Origin of the sequence: Massilia sp. BKSP1R2A-1 (assembly GCF_050586525.1) — a bacterium.
GTDB lineage: Bacteria > Pseudomonadota > Gammaproteobacteria > Burkholderiales > Burkholderiaceae_D > Telluria.
In genome coordinates this window covers 211,621-226,756 of the sequence record NZ_JBOBRE010000008.1, presented here as the reverse complement: position 1 = coordinate 226,756, position 15,136 = coordinate 211,621, and the positions used below count along the sequence as shown (strand labels likewise).

Annotated in this window: 13 protein-coding genes; 3 read left to right on the top strand and 10 right to left on the bottom strand. The window is 66.6% G+C overall.

Translation table 11 applies throughout. The features are described from left to right. Positions 1-10 precede the first annotated feature (10 nt). From leuD to ACQ7JA_RS14490, 5 genes are all read right to left on the bottom strand, one after another. Positions 11-658, bottom strand: a complete 648-nt coding sequence (gene leuD / locus ACQ7JA_RS14510; RefSeq protein WP_430898868.1) for a 3-isopropylmalate dehydratase small subunit — start codon at positions 656-658, stop codon at positions 11-13. A gap of 30 nt (positions 659-688) precedes the next feature. Continuing rightward, the gene (locus ACQ7JA_RS14505) at positions 689-811 is read right to left on the bottom strand and encodes an entericidin A/B family lipoprotein (RefSeq protein WP_430898866.1); all 123 of its coding nucleotides are present in this window, start codon (positions 809-811) and stop codon (positions 689-691) included. Positions 812-853: 42 nt separating this feature from the next. Then, positions 854-2,254: a 3-isopropylmalate dehydratase large subunit gene (gene leuC / locus ACQ7JA_RS14500; protein WP_430898864.1), complete on the bottom strand. Its 1,401-nt coding sequence runs from the start codon at positions 2,252-2,254 to the stop codon at positions 854-856. 247 nt (positions 2,255-2,501) lie between these two features. After that, positions 2,502-4,406: a chemotaxis protein CheA gene (locus ACQ7JA_RS14495; protein ID WP_430898862.1), complete on the bottom strand. Its 1,905-nt coding sequence runs from the start codon at positions 4,404-4,406 to the stop codon at positions 2,502-2,504. Beyond that, complete coding sequence (locus ACQ7JA_RS14490) at positions 4,406-5,251, bottom strand: protein phosphatase CheZ (RefSeq protein WP_430898860.1); 846 nt, start codon at positions 5,249-5,251, stop codon at positions 4,406-4,408. The genes ACQ7JA_RS14495 and ACQ7JA_RS14490 overlap by 1 nt, the downstream gene beginning before the upstream one ends. 386 nt (positions 5,252-5,637) lie before the next feature. Between ACQ7JA_RS14490 and ACQ7JA_RS14485 the strand changes: the two genes are divergently transcribed. The 3 genes from ACQ7JA_RS14485 (at position 5,638) to ACQ7JA_RS14475 (ending at position 8,043) form a co-directional block, all read left to right on the top strand. Then, complete coding sequence (locus tag ACQ7JA_RS14485; protein WP_430898858.1) at positions 5,638-6,105, top strand: universal stress protein; 468 nt, start codon at positions 5,638-5,640, stop codon at positions 6,103-6,105. Between the two features lie 89 nt (positions 6,106-6,194). After that, positions 6,195-6,839 carry a response regulator gene (locus ACQ7JA_RS14480; RefSeq protein WP_430898856.1) on the top strand — a complete coding sequence of 215 codons (645 nt, stop codon included), beginning with the start codon at positions 6,195-6,197 and terminating at the stop codon, positions 6,837-6,839. A 409-nt stretch (positions 6,840-7,248) separates the two neighbouring features. Beyond that, positions 7,249-8,043, top strand: coding sequence for a Crp/Fnr family transcriptional regulator (locus ACQ7JA_RS14475; protein ID WP_027866725.1), 795 nt, complete (start codon positions 7,249-7,251; stop codon positions 8,041-8,043). 114 nt (positions 8,044-8,157) lie between these two features. Here the strand turns inward: ACQ7JA_RS14475 and ACQ7JA_RS14470 are convergent, their stop codons facing one another. From ACQ7JA_RS14470 to ACQ7JA_RS14450, 5 genes are all read right to left on the bottom strand, one after another. Beyond that, positions 8,158-9,237: a glycine zipper 2TM domain-containing protein gene (locus ACQ7JA_RS14470; protein ID WP_430898854.1), complete on the bottom strand. Its 1,080-nt coding sequence runs from the start codon at positions 9,235-9,237 to the stop codon at positions 8,158-8,160. A gap of 73 nt (positions 9,238-9,310) precedes the next feature. Beyond that, complete coding sequence (gene pdeM, locus ACQ7JA_RS14465) at positions 9,311-9,970, bottom strand: ligase-associated DNA damage response endonuclease PdeM (RefSeq protein WP_430898852.1); 660 nt, start codon at positions 9,968-9,970, stop codon at positions 9,311-9,313. Then, positions 9,967-12,429 (bottom strand): ligase-associated DNA damage response DEXH box helicase, encoded by a 2,463-nt coding sequence (locus ACQ7JA_RS14460; protein ID WP_430898850.1) that lies wholly within the window; start codon positions 12,427-12,429, stop codon positions 9,967-9,969. The genes pdeM and ACQ7JA_RS14460 overlap by 4 nt, the downstream gene beginning before the upstream one ends. Further along, positions 12,426-14,060 carry an ATP-dependent DNA ligase gene (locus ACQ7JA_RS14455; RefSeq protein ID WP_430898848.1) on the bottom strand — a complete coding sequence of 545 codons (1,635 nt, stop codon included), beginning with the start codon at positions 14,058-14,060 and terminating at the stop codon, positions 12,426-12,428. Before ACQ7JA_RS14455 ends, ACQ7JA_RS14460 begins: the two co-directional genes overlap by 4 nt. After that, positions 14,053-15,129 carry a ligase-associated DNA damage response exonuclease gene (locus tag ACQ7JA_RS14450; RefSeq protein ID WP_430898846.1) on the bottom strand — a complete coding sequence of 359 codons (1,077 nt, stop codon included), beginning with the start codon at positions 15,127-15,129 and terminating at the stop codon, positions 14,053-14,055. Before ACQ7JA_RS14450 ends, ACQ7JA_RS14455 begins: the two co-directional genes overlap by 8 nt. Positions 15,130-15,136: the final 7 nt, after the last annotated feature.

Genomic DNA, 15,136 nt, shown 5'->3' with positions numbered 1-15,136 from the left:
GTTCTCTTTCTTAGATGGTGTTGGCGAGCCAGGGCTGGGCGGCCAGGTGGCGTTGTTCGAAGGCGCGGATCTCGTCGGCGTGGCGCAGGGTCAGGCCGATGTCGTCCAGGCCGTTGAGCAGGCAGTACTTGCGGAACTCGTCGATGGCGAAGCCGTACGACAGGCTGCCGTCGCCGGTTCCGATGCGCTGCTGCGCCAGGTCGACCACCAGCCTGAAGCCGGGGTTCGCTTCGACCGCCCTGAACAGGCCGTCGACATCCTCTTCGCCCAGCACGATCGGCAGCAGGCCGCTCTTGTAGCAGTTGTTGAAGAAGATATCGGCGAAGCTCGGCGCGACGATCGCCCGGAAGCCGTACTGCTGCAGCGCCCACGGGGCGTGCTCGCGCGAGGAGCCGCAGCCGAAGTTCTTGCGCGCCAGCAGGATCGAGGCGCCCGCATAGCGCGGCTGGTTCAGCACGAAGTCGGGATTCACGGGACGGGTGCTGCAGTCCTGGCCCGGCTCGCCGTGGTCCAGGTAGCGCCACTCGTCGAATAGATTCGGGCCGAAGCCGGTGCGGCGGATCGATTTCAGGAACTGCTTCGGGATGATGGCGTCGGTGTCGACATTGGCGCGGTCGAGCGGCGCCACCAGGCCTTCGTGTACGGTGAATTTATCCATTGAGTCGTTCCGCCTTTTCTTTTTTATCGATTACCTGCCGCCGGCGCCGGTGATGACCTGGCCGGCCTTCTGCACGTCGCGGCCGATGCCCGAGATGGTGTTGCAGCCGCTCAGCACGATGGCGGCGATGGCGATGACAAATGCTTTCTTCATGATGTTCCTGTATTCCTGTTTATCGGGATTGCTGATGACGCTCTAGAAGCCGCGTACGTCGACAAAGCGGCCGGCGATGCCCGCCGCCGCCGCCATCGCGGGCGACACCAGGTGGGTGCGGCCGCCCTGCCCCTGGCGTCCCTCGAAGTTGCGGTTCGAGGTCGAGGCGCAGCGCTCGCCCGGCTCCAGGCGATCGGCATTCATGGCCAGGCACATCGAGCAGCCCGGCTCACGCCATTCGAAGCCGGCGTCCTTGAAGATGCGGTCCAGGCCTTCGCGTTCGGCCTGTTCCTTCACCAGGCCGGAGCCCGGCACCACCATCGCCAGCTTGACGCTGGGCGCACGGTGACGGCCGCGCACCACTTCCGCAGCGGCGCGCAGGTCTTCGATGCGCGAATTGGTGCAGGAGCCGATGAAGACCTTGTCGATCGCGATCTGCTCGATCGGCGTGTTCGGGGCAAGGTCCATATAGGCCAGCGCCTTTTCGATGGCGCCGCGGCGCACCGCGTCGCTTTCCTCTTTCGGGTCCGGCACGCGGCCGTCCACCGAGGTCACCATCTCGGGCGAGGTGCCCCAGGTGACTTGCGGGCGGATCTCCGATGCCTCGAGTTTCACGACGGTGTCGAATGTCGCGCCTTCGTCGGAGTGCAGGGTGCGCCAGTAGGCGACCGCCTGCTCCCACTGCTCGCCCCTGGGCGAGAAGGGACGGCCCTTCACGTAGTCGATGGTGGTGTCGTCCACCGCGACCATGCCGGCGCGTGCGCCCGCCTCGATCGCCATGTTACAGACCGTCATGCGGCCTTCCATCGACAGCGCGCGGATGGTGGAGCCGCCGAATTCGATGGCGTAGCCGGTGCCGCCGGCGGTGCCGATCTTGCCGATCACCGCCAGCACGATGTCCTTCGCGGTGACGCCCGGCGGCAGCTCGCCCTCGACCTGCACCAGCATCGATTTCGATTTCTTGGCCAGCAGGGTCTGCGTGGCCAGCACGTGCTCGACTTCCGAGGTGCCGATGCCGTGCGCCAGGCAGCCGAAGGCGCCGTGGGTGGAGGTATGCGAGTCGCCGCAGACCACCGTCATGCCCGGCAGGGTCGCGCCCTGCTCCGGCCCGATCACGTGGACGATGCCCTGGCGCTTGTCGTTCATGTTGAAATAGGTCAGCCCGAACCCTTTCGCATTGGCGTCCAGCGTCTCGACCTGCAGGCGCGAAGTCGGGTCCGCGATGCCGTGGGCGCGGTCGGTGGTCGGCACGTTGTGGTCGGCCACGGCCAGGTTCGCCGAGGTCCGCCATAGTCCGCGGCCGGCCTCGCGTAGCCCGTCGAAGGCTTGCGGGCTGGTGACTTCGTGCACCAGGTGGCGGTCGATGTAGAGGACGGTGGTGCCGTCAAGGTCGGCACGCACGACATGCGAATCCCAGAGTTTGTCGTAGAGCGTTTTTTGCATGGTCTATCCAGTGAACGCGCCCTGCCATATGCAAGGTCGGTTTTTGATTATGCCATAATTGTGCAGTGCCGCACCAAGAGGGGGCGGCGCATTTTTCTGCCAAGGAGTGCAATTTCATGCAAATTTAATTTGCATGTACAACTCTCAATGCAAATAAAAAAAGCCTGAGCTGGAAAGCTCAGGCTTTTGTATGCGTTTTTATGACATAGCGGCGCGGCATTCGCATGCCGCATCGCGTCAAGACGCGTCAGGCGGCGAGTCGCACGTTGCTGCGGCAGCCATCCATCAGGAAGGACAGGCCGACCACCAGCACCAGTTCGCCCTCTGCCGAGCGCGCGGTACCGGTGATGCCCTCGACGGACAGGGCCGTCATCGGCTTGATCACCAGGTCGGCCGTGCCATCGACCGCCGCCACCGCCAGGATGTAGGGCTGCGGCGCGTTGATGACGATGCCGACGCGTTCGGAGCAGGCTTCGTAGCCCAGCGCCAGGGCCAGCGAACGCACCGGCAGCGGACGTCCCTGGTCCTTCAGCACCGGGGCGCCGCCCACGCAGGAGAACTCTTCCGGCAGCTCGACCACGCGCTCGACGACGGCCATCGGCAGCGCCAGCGAAGCGCTCGAGGTCGACACCAGCATGGTCGGCACGATCGACAGCTCGATCGGCAGGCGGATCGCGAACTTGGTGCCGTGGCCGAGCGAGGAATCGATGCGGATCGCGCCGCGGTTCTTTTCCACCGCCGTCTTGACCACGTCCATGCCCACGCCGCGGCCCGAGACCGAGGAAGCCACTTCCTTGGTCGAGAAGCCCGGCAGGAACACCAGCTGGTAGGCGTCGTCGTCGTTCGGGGCGCCGTTCTCGCCGATCAGGCCCTTGTCGATCGCCTTGCGGCGCAGCTTGACCGGGTCCATGCCCTTGCCGTCGTCCTGCAGCACGATCATGACGCTGTTCGCCTCCTGCCATGCCTTGAGCAGGATGAAGGCCTTGGCCGGCTTGCCGGCGGCGACACGCTCTTCCGGCGACTCGACGCCGTGGTCGAGCGCGTTACGCAGCATGTGCACCAGCGGGTCGTAGAGGCTGTCCACCACGACGCGGTCGACTTCGGTCTCGGCGCCTTCGATGGTCAGCTCGACGTCCTTGCCGAGATCCTTGGCCAGCTCGCGCACCAGGCGCGGGAACTTCTGGAACAGGCGGCCCACCGGCTGCATGCGGGTCGCCAGCGTGGCGCGCTGCAGTTCGGCCGAGTAGCGCGAGGCGCGTTCCAGGGTCTCGGTCAGCGTCGCCATCAGGGCGGCGGCCGGACCTTCGAACTTGAACTGCTGCAGGCGCTCGAGCAGCACGGCGGCCTGGTTGGCGGCCTGCACCGACTCGCCCGCCACTTCCAGCAGGGCGTCCAGCTTGACCGCATCGATACGGATGCTTTCGTCTTTCGCAGGTGCGGCGGCGGCGCGCGCATCGGCGACCTTGTCATTCTGGCGGCGGTCGACGCCGTCCCAGCCGCCCTGCCTGGCGGCCGGCGCGGCGTCGGCGGGCGCGGCTGCCGGAGCAGCAGCGGCGACCGGCGCCGGCGCTGCGGCAGCGGCAGCACCCGGCGCAGCGGCGATCGCGGAACCTTCCGGCACCACGGCGTTGTACATCCCGACCCAGTCCAGGCCATCTTCACCGACGGCCGGGGCAGCGGCCGCCACGGGCGCTGCGGCCACGGCCGGCGCGCTTGCAACCGGCGCCGGGGCGGCGGCGGGAGCGGCAGCCGGCGCGCTCGGCGCGCCCTTGCCTTCGATCGCGTCCGTCAGGATGCGCTCGAGCTCCGCCGGCATCTGCGCCAGGCCTTCCGGCGGGGTGCCGTTGTTCAGGTCATTGAGCTGGTCGGCCACGAAGCCCGAAGCTTCCAGCGCGGCTTCGATCGCCAGCGGGGTCACCGGCGCCTGGCCCGTGCGCAGGGCGTCGAACAGGTTCTCGGTCAGGTGGCAGGCCGCGACCAGCGCGGGCAGGCCCATGAAGCCGGCGCCGCCCTTGATGGTGTGGAAGGACCGGAACACCGCATTCAGCGTTTCCTTGTTGTCCGGATCGCGTTCGAGGCGCAGCAAATGTTCTTCAACATTCACCGCAAGGTCCATCGCCTCGACGACGAAGTCCTTGAGCATATCGTCCATTAGAATCCCAGATCGGCGAGAAGGTCGTCAACGTTGTCCTGGTTCAGCGCCGTATCCGGCACCGAGGGGCCCGACATCAGCGGAGCGGGCGCAGGCGGAGCTTCCTTCTTGGCGAGCTTCTCCTTCAGGTCGGCCGGCGCGTGGTCGCGCAGCAGCTGGGCCAGTTCCTGCTCGACCGTCTGGGTGATCTTCACCACTTTCTTGATCAGCTGGCCGGTGATGTCCTGGAAGTCCTGGGCCATCATGATCTCGAGCAGGCGCGCCTTCTCGGCTTCGGTGGCTTCGTTGACGGCGGCCGCGAACTGGCGCGAATCGCCGGCCAGGGCCTTGAATTCGTCCAGGCTGAGCTTGCCCGAGAACAGGTCGGCCCAGCGGTTTTCCATGTCCTTGGCCTGCTTCGACAGCAGGTCCTGGGCCGGCATGCCCTCGTCCAGGGTGTTCAGCACCTTGTTGGCGGCCTGTTCGGTCAAGGTGGCGACGTATTCCAGGCGGTCCTGGGCGTCCACGATGGCCGAGGAGGCTTCGGTCAGCGCCTTGTCGTAGCCCAGTTCGCGCAGCGAATCGTGCAGCAGGCGAACGATGCCACCCAGGCGCTCGAACATGCCGTGCTCGCCTTCAGTGGCGGCGCCGGCCGCAGCGGCCGGAGCGACGGCAGCCACCGCGGGAGCGGCGGCGACGGCCGGCGCGGCGGTCGCCGACACCTGATCGAACAGCGACTCGAGGTCGTCTTCATCGGCGGCCACGGCCCCAGGTTCCGGTGCGGGCGCCGGTGCGGCGGGGGCGCTGGTGCGCTGCGCCGCCACTTCCTCGAATAGTGCGTCGAAATCGTCAGCGGCGTCGGTCATAATCCCTGCTTCTCCATGATGTATAAGTTCGCAATGAGCGTTTGCAATTCGGTCGGTGCTGCGTCCACCCGCGCCAGGTGGGCACGTTAAATGATGGTTAGAGTCTGCATGCGAGTGTAGCAGCGTGGTTGCCCTAGGTAAATGTCGACGACGGAGACGCAACAAAATGGACAGCGAAACTTAATTCCGCGACAATTAAAACGGGCAGTTCCTGAATATTTACACAAGGGAGTTGTTGTTTTTCGTAACGTAATGGCTGACGCAGCGGTGTTTACGGGCGCCGGAATAGCAGCCTGAAGTTTGATCGAGCTCAACAGTTTGCGTTCTCGCAATCGCCGCCGCGTCCAGGACGCTTCAGAATGGCGTGGCCATGGGAGGAGTCAATCATGTACCGGAAAATCCTGATCACTACCGACGGCTCGGCCGTGTCGCAGCATACGGCCTGCGCCGGCGTCAAATTCGCGCAACAGATGGGCGCCGAGGTGCTGGCCCTGTTCGTCGCGCCCGATTACCAGTATCCCGTGTACGTGGAAATCATCCCACCGTCCTACCCGAGCGAAGAGGAATACATTGCCCAGATGCGCCGCCTGGGCGAGGAATACATGGGCAAGATCATGCGTTCCTGCGGCGCGGCCGGGCTCAAGCACGAATGCATGACGGCGTTTTCCGACAACGCCGCCCTCAAGATCGTCGACGTGGCCGAGCAGGAAGGCTGCGACCTGATCTTCATGGGCTCGCACGGACGCAGCGGCTGGGGCCAGCTGCTGCTGGGCAGCGTGACCAACAAGGTGCTGTCCCATACGACCAAGCCGGTGCTGGTGCACCGCCTGATCAGCGAGCCGGCCGCCGCCTGATCACAGTTCGATGAAGAAGCGCGACATACAGGCCTGGGAAGCTGTGCTAGCCTGTCAGGGTCATTCCCGGGTCACATGAAGGGCACACCATGATTCGCATTGTTATTGCCGACGACCACACGATCATGCGCGAGGGCCTCAAGCGCATCCTTGACGGCGCGCCGGACATCGAGATCGCCGGCGAGGCGACCAATGGCTTCGAAGTGCTGGCCCAGGTGCGCCAGGGCGGCTTCGACCTGCTGCTGCTCGACCTGTCCATGCCGGGCCGCAGCGGGGTCGACCTGATTCGCCAGGTGCGCAGCGAGGCGCCCAAGCTCGCCGTCCTGATCCTCACCATGCATGAGGAAGAACAGTACGCGGTGCGCGCCATCCGCGCTGGCGCCCAGGGATATCTCACCAAGGAAAGCGCGGGCACCCAGCTGGTGGGCGCGATCCGCAAGGTGGCCTCCGGCCGTCCTTATATCAGTACCGAAGTGGCCGAGCAGCTGGCGCTGAATATCATGGCGCCGAACGAGCAATTGCTGCATAAGCAACTGTCTGACCGGGAATTCGAGGTGTTTTCGCTACTTGTCAGTGGGAAGTCGATCACCGAGATCGCCAACGGCCTGCATTTGTCGGTCAAGACCGTCAGCACCCACAAGACGCGCATCATGCAGAAGATGGGCATGAGCTCCCTGTCGGAAATGGTGCAGTACGCCGTGGCGCACCGGCTGCTGTCGCCAATGAAGGCCTAACAGAATTAGACACGCGGCCGCGCCCTTGGTGCGGCCCGCGCCACGCTGCTCCCTCCCCACCCTGCCCCACGGCAAGGCCAGCGCATACCGCCTTCCACTGGGTTCTCCCTCTGTCGCCAAGGCCGGCAGTCAGAAAATTCCTACAAGCCTAGCAACCGTCCTACCTACATATTCAGCAATAGCTGATATTCGTGCCGGACTCGTGTTGGCATACTGAATTCACCGTTTCGACTTGCTTGCGATCCAAGTCCCAGCGTGAGCCAGCCGCCAGCGGGGTCCGCCTCCACCGAGCCGGTAGCAGCTTCGCCCCGTGGTCGCCGCCTAAACCATGAGTCTTTCACTGGAGATGAGCATGCAGTCCCAGCCAACAGAACAACGCAACGTCACCCAGCCGACCCTGCATTCGCCCATGGAAGCCGGCCGCCAACGCCAGGGACGCCTCTGGTCCAACCTCAAGGAAGTGTGCGACCTGCTGCGCATCCCCGCCAGTGTCTCGGTCACGTCGGAAGAGCTGCTGTTCCAGCACGTGCAGTTCAAGACCGGCCAGCGCGTCCACACCATCGGCCAGGCCTTCGATACCTTGTATATCGTCAACTCGGGCTTCCTGAAGACCGTGCTGATCGACGAATTCGGCAACGAGCAGGTGCTCAGCTTCCCGATGAAGGGCGACATGCTGGGCGTGGACGGCATCCACACCCGCCACTACGCCTCGGAAGCCGTCGCCCTGTCGGACTGCGACCTGATCCTGCTGCCGTTCAAGAAGCTTACCGCCCTCGGCCGCGTCCACGCCGAACTCGAGAACATGATGTACGGCGTCATGAGCCGTGAGCTGGTGCGCGAGCAGACCATGATCGGCATGCTCGGCGCCTTGTCCGCCGAAGCGAGAGTCGCCCGCTTCCTGGTCTCCCTGGCCGACCGCTTCGCCGCCATGGGTTACTCGAGCAAGCTGTTCAACCTGCGCATGACCCGCCACGAGATCGGCAGCTACCTGGGTCTCACCCTGGAGACCGTCAGCCGCACCCTGTCGGCCTTCAACGAGATCGGCCTGATCACCGTCGACCAGCGCACCATCGGCATCAAGGACGCCGAAGCGCTCAAGACCCTGCGCCGCCTGCCGCCCTCGCGCTCGCGGACCAAGGGTGGAGCGAAGCAGAAGGCGGAGTCGGAGCAGCCGGGTGACGATCAGGTGCTGGCAACGGCCTGAGGCGCCATCTACTAATGAGAAGGCCGGCGTTCCTTACGGACGCCGGCCTTCTGTTTGTAAACACTGCGGGTACTATCTATACGTAGGGTGGTCGGCTCTGCCGACCGCCCTACCTCACTGGTCACGGGTCAGGACACCGTTGTTGACGCGCACACGATCCCCCTGGCGTACGCCGGGGTCATTGTCATACTGCAGCGTCTGGGTCGCACCGCTGGTGGAGTAGCGCACCATCACCTCGAAACGCTGTTCCTGGTTCATATTGCGCTGGATATTGCGCCCAGCCAGACCACCCGCCACCGCGCCGGCAACAGTCGCTGCGGTACGCCCGCTGCCGCTGCCGACCTGGCTGCCCAGCAAACCGCCCACCACGGCGCCGCCGGCCGTGCCCAGGTAGTTGCCATTACCCGACACTTCGATCACGTTCACCGCTTCCACCACGGCGCAATTACTGCAGTAGCGCGCCTGGCGCGGTTCGCTGGCGCGTCCGCCTGCCAGCAGCGGACGGCCCAGCACGGTGGTGGCGTAGCGGCCGTCGGCGCGAATGGTCGCGGTCACGCGGCTGTCGGCCGTGATGCGGTCGGTGTTGCGGATCGTATAGATGGCGTCGTACTCGCCCGGACGCACTTCCGGCAGGAAGAACACGCCGCGCGCGCCGGCGATCGCCACTTCGACCCGGGCGCCCGGCGTACCGAAGACGGTGAAGCGCAGCTCGTTGCCCGGGCCGAGGTCCGGGCTGCCCTGCACGTCGAAGCGTTCCACGCGCGGCTGCGAGGCCAGCTGGCCGCGCCGGTTGCGCGGGGCGTTCGGCTGCAGCAGCGATTCGCTGAGCAGGCTGGTCGCCACCTGGTTGCCCAGGCGCAGGTTCGCGGTCACGCCGCTCTCCGGACGGATGCGGTCATGGGTGCCGATGGTATAGGTGCCGGTGTACTGGCCGGGCTCGACCTCGGTCAGGTTCAGGTTGCGGGTCGCGCCGTCGATGCGCAGCGTGGCCACGCCGCCGGGGCTGCCGTAGAGATCGAAATGCAGCTCGACACCCGGGTTCAGCCGGCGCACCTCTTCCACATTGAATCCATTGATCACCGGGGCGTAGTTGCGGGCGCTCTGGTAGCCCTGCGCCTGGGCGCCGCCCGGGATCGCCGGGCCGAAGGCCAGCATGGCGGCAAAAACGGCATGTAAACAGGTGCGGAAAAACATGGCAATTCCTCCGTGAGCGATTGACGTACTGTCCTTATAGAACTTACGCCTCAGCACATGGAGAGTCAGTACGCTAACGTACGCAGTGGACGGCGTCCCCGGAGCTCACGTAGATCGTGTCGCCCGGCTCGCGACGGATCGCGTGGCCGCCGGTGAAGGAACCGAAGGAAGGCAGGATCATCCGCTCGCTGCCGACCACGAAGCACGGCAGGCGCAGCGCGTCGAAGCGGGTCGCCAGCACGTAGACGGGATGGATGTGGCCGGCCAGCGCATAACCGGGCGTGTCGATGTCCGGATGGTGGCAGAAGGCGAAGGGGCCGATTTCATACGGCTCGTCGACCAGCGCGATCCCAAGTTGCGCCGCCGGGTCGCCCGCGTGGCGGTCGTGGTTGCCGCGCACGAGGGTGAGGCGCAGGCCGCTCCTGCGCTCGCGCCAGGCCAGCATCGCCTGCTGGGTGGCGCTGGCGTGGGCCGCGCGCGCATGCAGGAAGTCGCCGAGGAAGACGATGTGCTCGGCCCCGTGCGCGTCGACGAGGGCGTCGAGACCCGTCAGGTTTTCGGTCGTGGTCCCGCGCGGCACCGGCACGCCCAGCGCGCGAAAGGCGGCCGCCTTGCCGAAGTGGATGTCGGCCACGATCAGCATCTTCTGCGCCGGCCAGTAAAGCGCCTTCTCCGGCAGCAGCAGCACCGTCTCGCCGGCCACCCTGGCCGCCACGCTCGTCGTGTGCATCATGCAGCCGCCGCCTTCTCCAGTTCGCGCACCATGCGCGCCACCCGGTCCGACAGCTTCTCGGTACTGACCTTCTCGCGGAAGCGCTCGACCATGAGCGCGAAGCCGAAGGGCGTGGCGCGCTTGACCTCGCGGAAGGCGACGCGGCGTGCGTGCAGTTCACCCAGCGTCTCGCGCAGGCGCGTGAGTTCCAGCTCCTGCTCCAGCACCTCGCGCTGGGCCTGGGTGAGCAGCAGGTTGCCGCTGTCGTGCTTGCGGAAGACTTCGAAGAACAGGGAGGAAGACGCCTGCAGCTGCCGGTTCGACTTGGGCTGGCCCGGATAGCCCTGGAACACCAGGCCCGCGATGCGCGCGACTTCCCTGAAGCGCTGCTGCGACAGCTGGGTCGCGTTGAGGCTGCCCAGCACATCCTCCAGCAGGCAGTCGGTCGTGAACAGATCCACCCCCGCACCCGTCTCGGCATCGAAGATGCGCGCCCAGTCGACCGGCTCCGGCGTGAGCAGCTCGAAACCGTAGTCGTTCACGGCGATGGAAAAGGTCGAGGGCTGCATGCGCCCGATGCGGTAGGCGAACAGCGAGGCCAGGCCCGTGTGCACCGAGCGCCCGGCAAAAGCGAACACGAAGAGGTGCCAGCCTTCGCGGCTCTTCATGCTTTCCAGGACCAGGGTCTCGCTGGTGGGAAGCGCCGACCAGCGGCACTGGATCTCGATCAGCGGCTGCAGGGCCTGCATCTCGGGGCTGTCGTAGATGCCCTGGGAAGCCAGCCGCAGCTCTTCCAATGCCGCGTGCGCGAGCTCGGACGACATCGGCATCTTGGCCCCGCCCCAGCGCGCGATGGCGCCGCGGTTGCTGGTCGCGCGTTTCACGAAGGCCGTCATCTCGTGCACGCGCACGAATTCCAGGATGCGCCCGCCGAACAGGAAGTGGTCGCCCGGCTTCATGCGCGAGATGAAGGATTCCTCGACGCTTCCGATGCGTCCCCCGCTCATGTACTTCACCGAGATGGTCGAGTCGGACACGATGGTGCCGATGCCCATGCGGTGCCGGCGGCCGATGGCCGAATCCGGCACGCGGTAGACGCCCTCCTCGTCCGGCAGCACGCGCCGGTACTCCGGATAGGCCAGCAGGCTCTGGCCGCCGCGCGCGACGAAGTCCAGCGCCCACTGCCACTCTTCCTCGTTCAGGTTCCGATACGACCAGGCGCGCTTCACTTCGTCGTACAGCGCGTTTGAGACGAAGCCGCCGCCCAGCGCCACCGTCACCAGGTGCTGCACCAGCACGTCGAAGGGTTTGTTCGGCACATAGCGCCCTTCGATGCGTCGCGCCGCCACGGCTTTTTTCGCACCGGCCGCTTCCAGCAGTTCCAGGCTGTTGGTCGGCACCAGGGTCACGCGCGAGACCCGGCCCGGCGAGTGGCCGCTGCGGCCGGCCCGCTGCAGCAGGCGTGCGATGCCCTTGGCGCTGCCGATCTGCAGCACGCGCTCGACCGGCAGGAAGTCCACGCCCAGGTCCAGGCTGGCCGTGCAGATCACCGCCTTCAATTCACCCTTCTTGAGACCCATTTCGACCCACTCGCGCACCTCGCGGTCGAGCGAGCCGTGGTGCAGCGCGATGACGCCGGCCCAGTCGGGACGTTGGTCGAGGATGTTCTGGTACCAGATCTCGGACTGGGCGCGCGTGTTCGTGAACACCAGGGTCGCGTCGTAATGCTCGATTTCCCTGATGACGGGCCCCAGCATCTGCAGGCCCATGTGGCCGCCCCAGGGGAAGCGCGCGACGTTCTCGGGAATGAGGCAATCGACGACGATCTGCTTGCGCAAATCACCCTCGACCAGCACGCCCTCGTCACCGCCCAGCAGCACCTGGCGCGCGAGATCCAGGTTCCCCATCGTCGCCGACACGCCCCAGATCAGGAGCTCGGGACGCCAGTGGCGCAATCTTGCCAGCGCCAGCTGCACCTGCACGCCGCGCTTGCTGCCCATCAGCTCGTGCCACTCGTCGATGACGATCATGTCGAGGTGCCTGAACTGCTCGGCGGCCTGGGCGTGGCTCAGCATCAGGGTCAGGCTTTCCGGCGTGGTGACCAGGGTCGCCGGCATCTTGCGGGTCTGGCGTGCGCGCTCGGCCGAGCTGGTGTCGCCGGTGCGGGCGCCGATCTGCCACTCGGGCATCAGTTCGGCGGCCGACTCCTCCAGCGCGCGCGTGGTGTCGGCGGCAAGCGCCCGCATCGGCGTGATCCACAACACGCGCAGGCCGGCCGTGTGCCGTCCGGTCTTGAGACCCGCGCGCTGCAGGGCCGCGAACCAGACGGCAAAGGTCTTGCCGGCGCCGGTACTCGCGTGCAGCAGGCCGGACTGGCCCTTCAGGGCCGCCTTCCACACATTGCGCTGGAAGGGAAACGCCGTCCACCCTTTCGCCGCAAGCCAGGCGTCGATGCGCTCGGTGACCGGATTGACGCTCATGGGCTCGCGGCGGCCAGCAGGCCTTTCAGGGTGTCGAGGGTATCCGCCTCCTCGACCGGCTTGTCGAAGCGCCGCCGCAGGATGCGCGGGAAGCGCACGGCGATGCCGGCCTTGTGGCGGGTCGACAGGGCGATGCCTTCGAAGCCGATCTCGAACACCATGGTCGGTTTGACGGAGCGCACCGGCCCGAACTTCTCGATCGTGGTCTTGCGCACGGCATTGTCCACTTGCGCGATCTCGGCGTCGGTCAGGCCCGAATAGGCTTTGGCGAAGGGCACCAGGCGGCGCTCTTCCCCTGCCCCGTCCCAGACCGCGAAGGTATAGTCGGTGTACAGCGAGGCGCGCCGTCCGCTGCCGGCCTGGGCGTAGATCAGCACCGCGTCCACCGTATAGGGGTCGATCTTCCACTTCCACCAGGTGCCGACATCCTTGGTGCGGCCTACGCCATACTGGGCGGAGCGTGCTTTCAGCATCATTCCCTCGACGCCACGCTCGCGCGACTCGGCGCGCAGGGCTGCCAGGTCATCCCAGCTGTCGGCCTCGATCACTGGGGACAGCCGCAACCGGGGCGAGTCGATGGCCGCCACCTCCGTCTCCATCAGCGCGCGGCGCTCGTGCTGGGGCAGCGCGCGCAAGTCGACGCCGCCGAATTCCAGCAGGTCGTAGCAGCACAGGACGGCCGGCAGCTCGCCCAGGATCTTGGGGCCGAGCGTCTTGCGGCCGATGCGCTTCTGCAGGTCGGCAAAAGGCGCCGGCGCGTCGCAGCCGGGCTGCCAGATCAGAACCTCGCCATCGAGCACCGTCCCCTCCGGGAGGCGGACATTGGCCAGTTCCGGGAACCGTTCCGTGATCAGGTCTTCGCCGCGCGACCACAGGAAGTTCTGGCCGCCGCGCCGCACCAGCTGGGCGCGGATGCCGTCGTACTTCCACTCGACCTGCCAGTCGTCGACCTCGCCCAGCGCGCTTGGCTCGCCCTGCAGCTGGTGGGCCAGGAAGAAGGGGTAAGGCTGGCCGCCGCGCAGCGTGTGCTCTTCATCGGACTGCTCGGCGATCAGCTGCAGGAAGCTGGCGGCGGTCGGACGCACCGAATTGTCGGTCCAGCCCATCAGGCGCTGGGCAATCAGCTTGCTGTCCACCGCCGCGATGGCCGCCAGCGCGCGCGTGACGAGCAGGCGCGAGACACCCACGCGGAAGCCCCCGCCGATGAGTTTCACGAAGAGGAAGCGCTCGCGCCAGTCGAGTTCATCCCAGGCCGCATACAGGGCCTCGCGGATGGTGCCGGGGTCGGCGCCGCGCAGGGGGCCGATCCGCCCCTCCATCCACTCGGCCAGGCCGACGTCGCTGCGCTTCGAGGGCGGCGGCAGGATGTGGGCGATGGTCTCGGCCATGTCGCCCACGGCGTGGTAGGACTCGTCGAACAGCCACTCGTCCAGGCCCGCATACTCGATCGCATACTGGCGCAGCAGCTTGGTCGGCACCGCCTGGCGCGGCTTGCCGCCGGCCAGGAAGTAGACGGCCCAGGCGGCGTTCTCGGGCGCGGCCCTGGAAAAGTAGGCTTGCAGGGCGTCGAGCTTGCGGGTGGTGGAGGTGGTCTCATCCAGCTCCGCATACAGGCGGGCGAACTCACGCATCGCGCTCTCCCGCCGCAGTTTCTCCCCCCTTCTCCTGGCGGGCTTCCTTCGTCGCCGCCGCGCCCGCGGGCGGCAGCGCCTCGTCCTCTTCCTCATCACCGTACTCGGTATCGAAACCCTTGGCATCCAGGCCGTTCTGGCATAGCCAGCGCACCATGGTCGGAATCGAGCCGTGGGTGACGATGATTTGCTGGGCCTCGGTCGCCTTGATGGCGCTCATCAGGCCGGGCCAGTCCGCATGGTCGGACAGCACGAAGCCGCGGTCCACGCCGCGCCGCCGGCGTGCGCCGCGCAGCAGCATCCAGCCGCTGGCGAAGGAATCGCTGTAGTCGCCGAAGCGCTTCATCCAGGGCGAACCGCTGGCCGAAGGAGGCGCGATCACGATGGCGCGGCGCAGTGCGGCCTTCTCGATCTCGCTGACCATCACGGTCTCGGGCAGCTCCACGCCGCCCGCGCGGTAGACGCGGTTGAGCGGCTCCACCGCGCCATGGCAGACGATGGGGCCGATGCTCGGGTCGAGCCTGGAGAGGATGCGCTGCGCCTTGCCGAAGGCATAGGCGAACACCACGCTGCAGCGGCCTTCATCGGCGTTGCGGCGCCACCAGGCATTCATCTCGTCGATGACCTGCTGCTCCGGGTCCCAGCGGTAGATGGGCAGTCCGAAGGTCGACTCGGTGATGAAGGTGTCGCAGCGCACCGGCTCGAAGGGAGCGCAGGTCTTGTCGGGTTCGATCTTGTAGTCGCCCGAGGCCACCCAGACCTCGCCGCCGCACTCCATGCGGACCTGGGCCGAGCCCAGCACGTGGCCGGCCGGGTGCAGCGAAATGGTCACGCCGTTGTGAACGACGGTCTCGCCATACTCGACGCCCTGGACGTCGATGTCGCCCAGCCGGGACTTGAGGACGTTCACGCCGGGCGCCGCCGACAGGTAGTGGCCGTGGCCATAGCGGGCATGGTCGCCGTGGGCGTGCGTGATCACCGCGCGGTCGACCGGCCGCCACGGGTCGATGTAGAACCCTCCGGGTACGCAATACAAGCCTTCCCTGCGAACGACGACCATGTCTCCCATGCGGTCC

Bases quoted from the DNA above. Each gene is read 5' to 3' on its own strand.
- ACQ7JA_RS14470 (WP_430898854.1), bottom strand. From the start codon at position 9,237: ATGTTTTTCCGCACCTGTTTACATGCCGTTTTTGCCGCCATGCTGGCC.
- leuD (WP_430898868.1), bottom strand. From the start codon at position 658: ATGGATAAATTCACCGTACACGAAGGCCTGGTGGCGCCGCTCGACCGC.
- ACQ7JA_RS14455 (WP_430898848.1), bottom strand. From the start codon at position 14,060: ATGCGTGAGTTCGCCCGCCTGTATGCGGAGCTGGATGAGACCACCTCC.
- ACQ7JA_RS14480 (WP_430898856.1), top strand. From the start codon at position 6,195: ATGATTCGCATTGTTATTGCCGACGACCACACGATCATGCGCGAGGGC.
- ACQ7JA_RS14460 (WP_430898850.1), bottom strand. From the start codon at position 12,429: ATGAGCGTCAATCCGGTCACCGAGCGCATCGACGCCTGGCTTGCGGCG.
- ACQ7JA_RS14495 (WP_430898862.1), bottom strand. From the start codon at position 4,406: ATGGACGATATGCTCAAGGACTTCGTCGTCGAGGCGATGGACCTTGCG.
- ACQ7JA_RS14450 (WP_430898846.1), bottom strand. From the start codon at position 15,129: ATGGGAGACATGGTCGTCGTTCGCAGGGAAGGCTTGTATTGCGTACCC.
- ACQ7JA_RS14505 (WP_430898866.1), bottom strand. From the start codon at position 811: ATGAAGAAAGCATTTGTCATCGCCATCGCCGCCATCGTGCTGAGCGGC.
- leuC (WP_430898864.1), bottom strand. From the start codon at position 2,254: ATGCAAAAAACGCTCTACGACAAACTCTGGGATTCGCATGTCGTGCGT.
- pdeM (WP_430898852.1), bottom strand. From the start codon at position 9,970: ATGATGCACACGACGAGCGTGGCGGCCAGGGTGGCCGGCGAGACGGTG.
- ACQ7JA_RS14475 (WP_027866725.1), top strand. From the start codon at position 7,249: ATGGAAGCCGGCCGCCAACGCCAGGGACGCCTCTGGTCCAACCTCAAG.
- ACQ7JA_RS14485 (WP_430898858.1), top strand. From the start codon at position 5,638: ATGTACCGGAAAATCCTGATCACTACCGACGGCTCGGCCGTGTCGCAG.
- ACQ7JA_RS14490 (WP_430898860.1), bottom strand. From the start codon at position 5,251: ATGACCGACGCCGCTGACGATTTCGACGCACTATTCGAGGAAGTGGCG.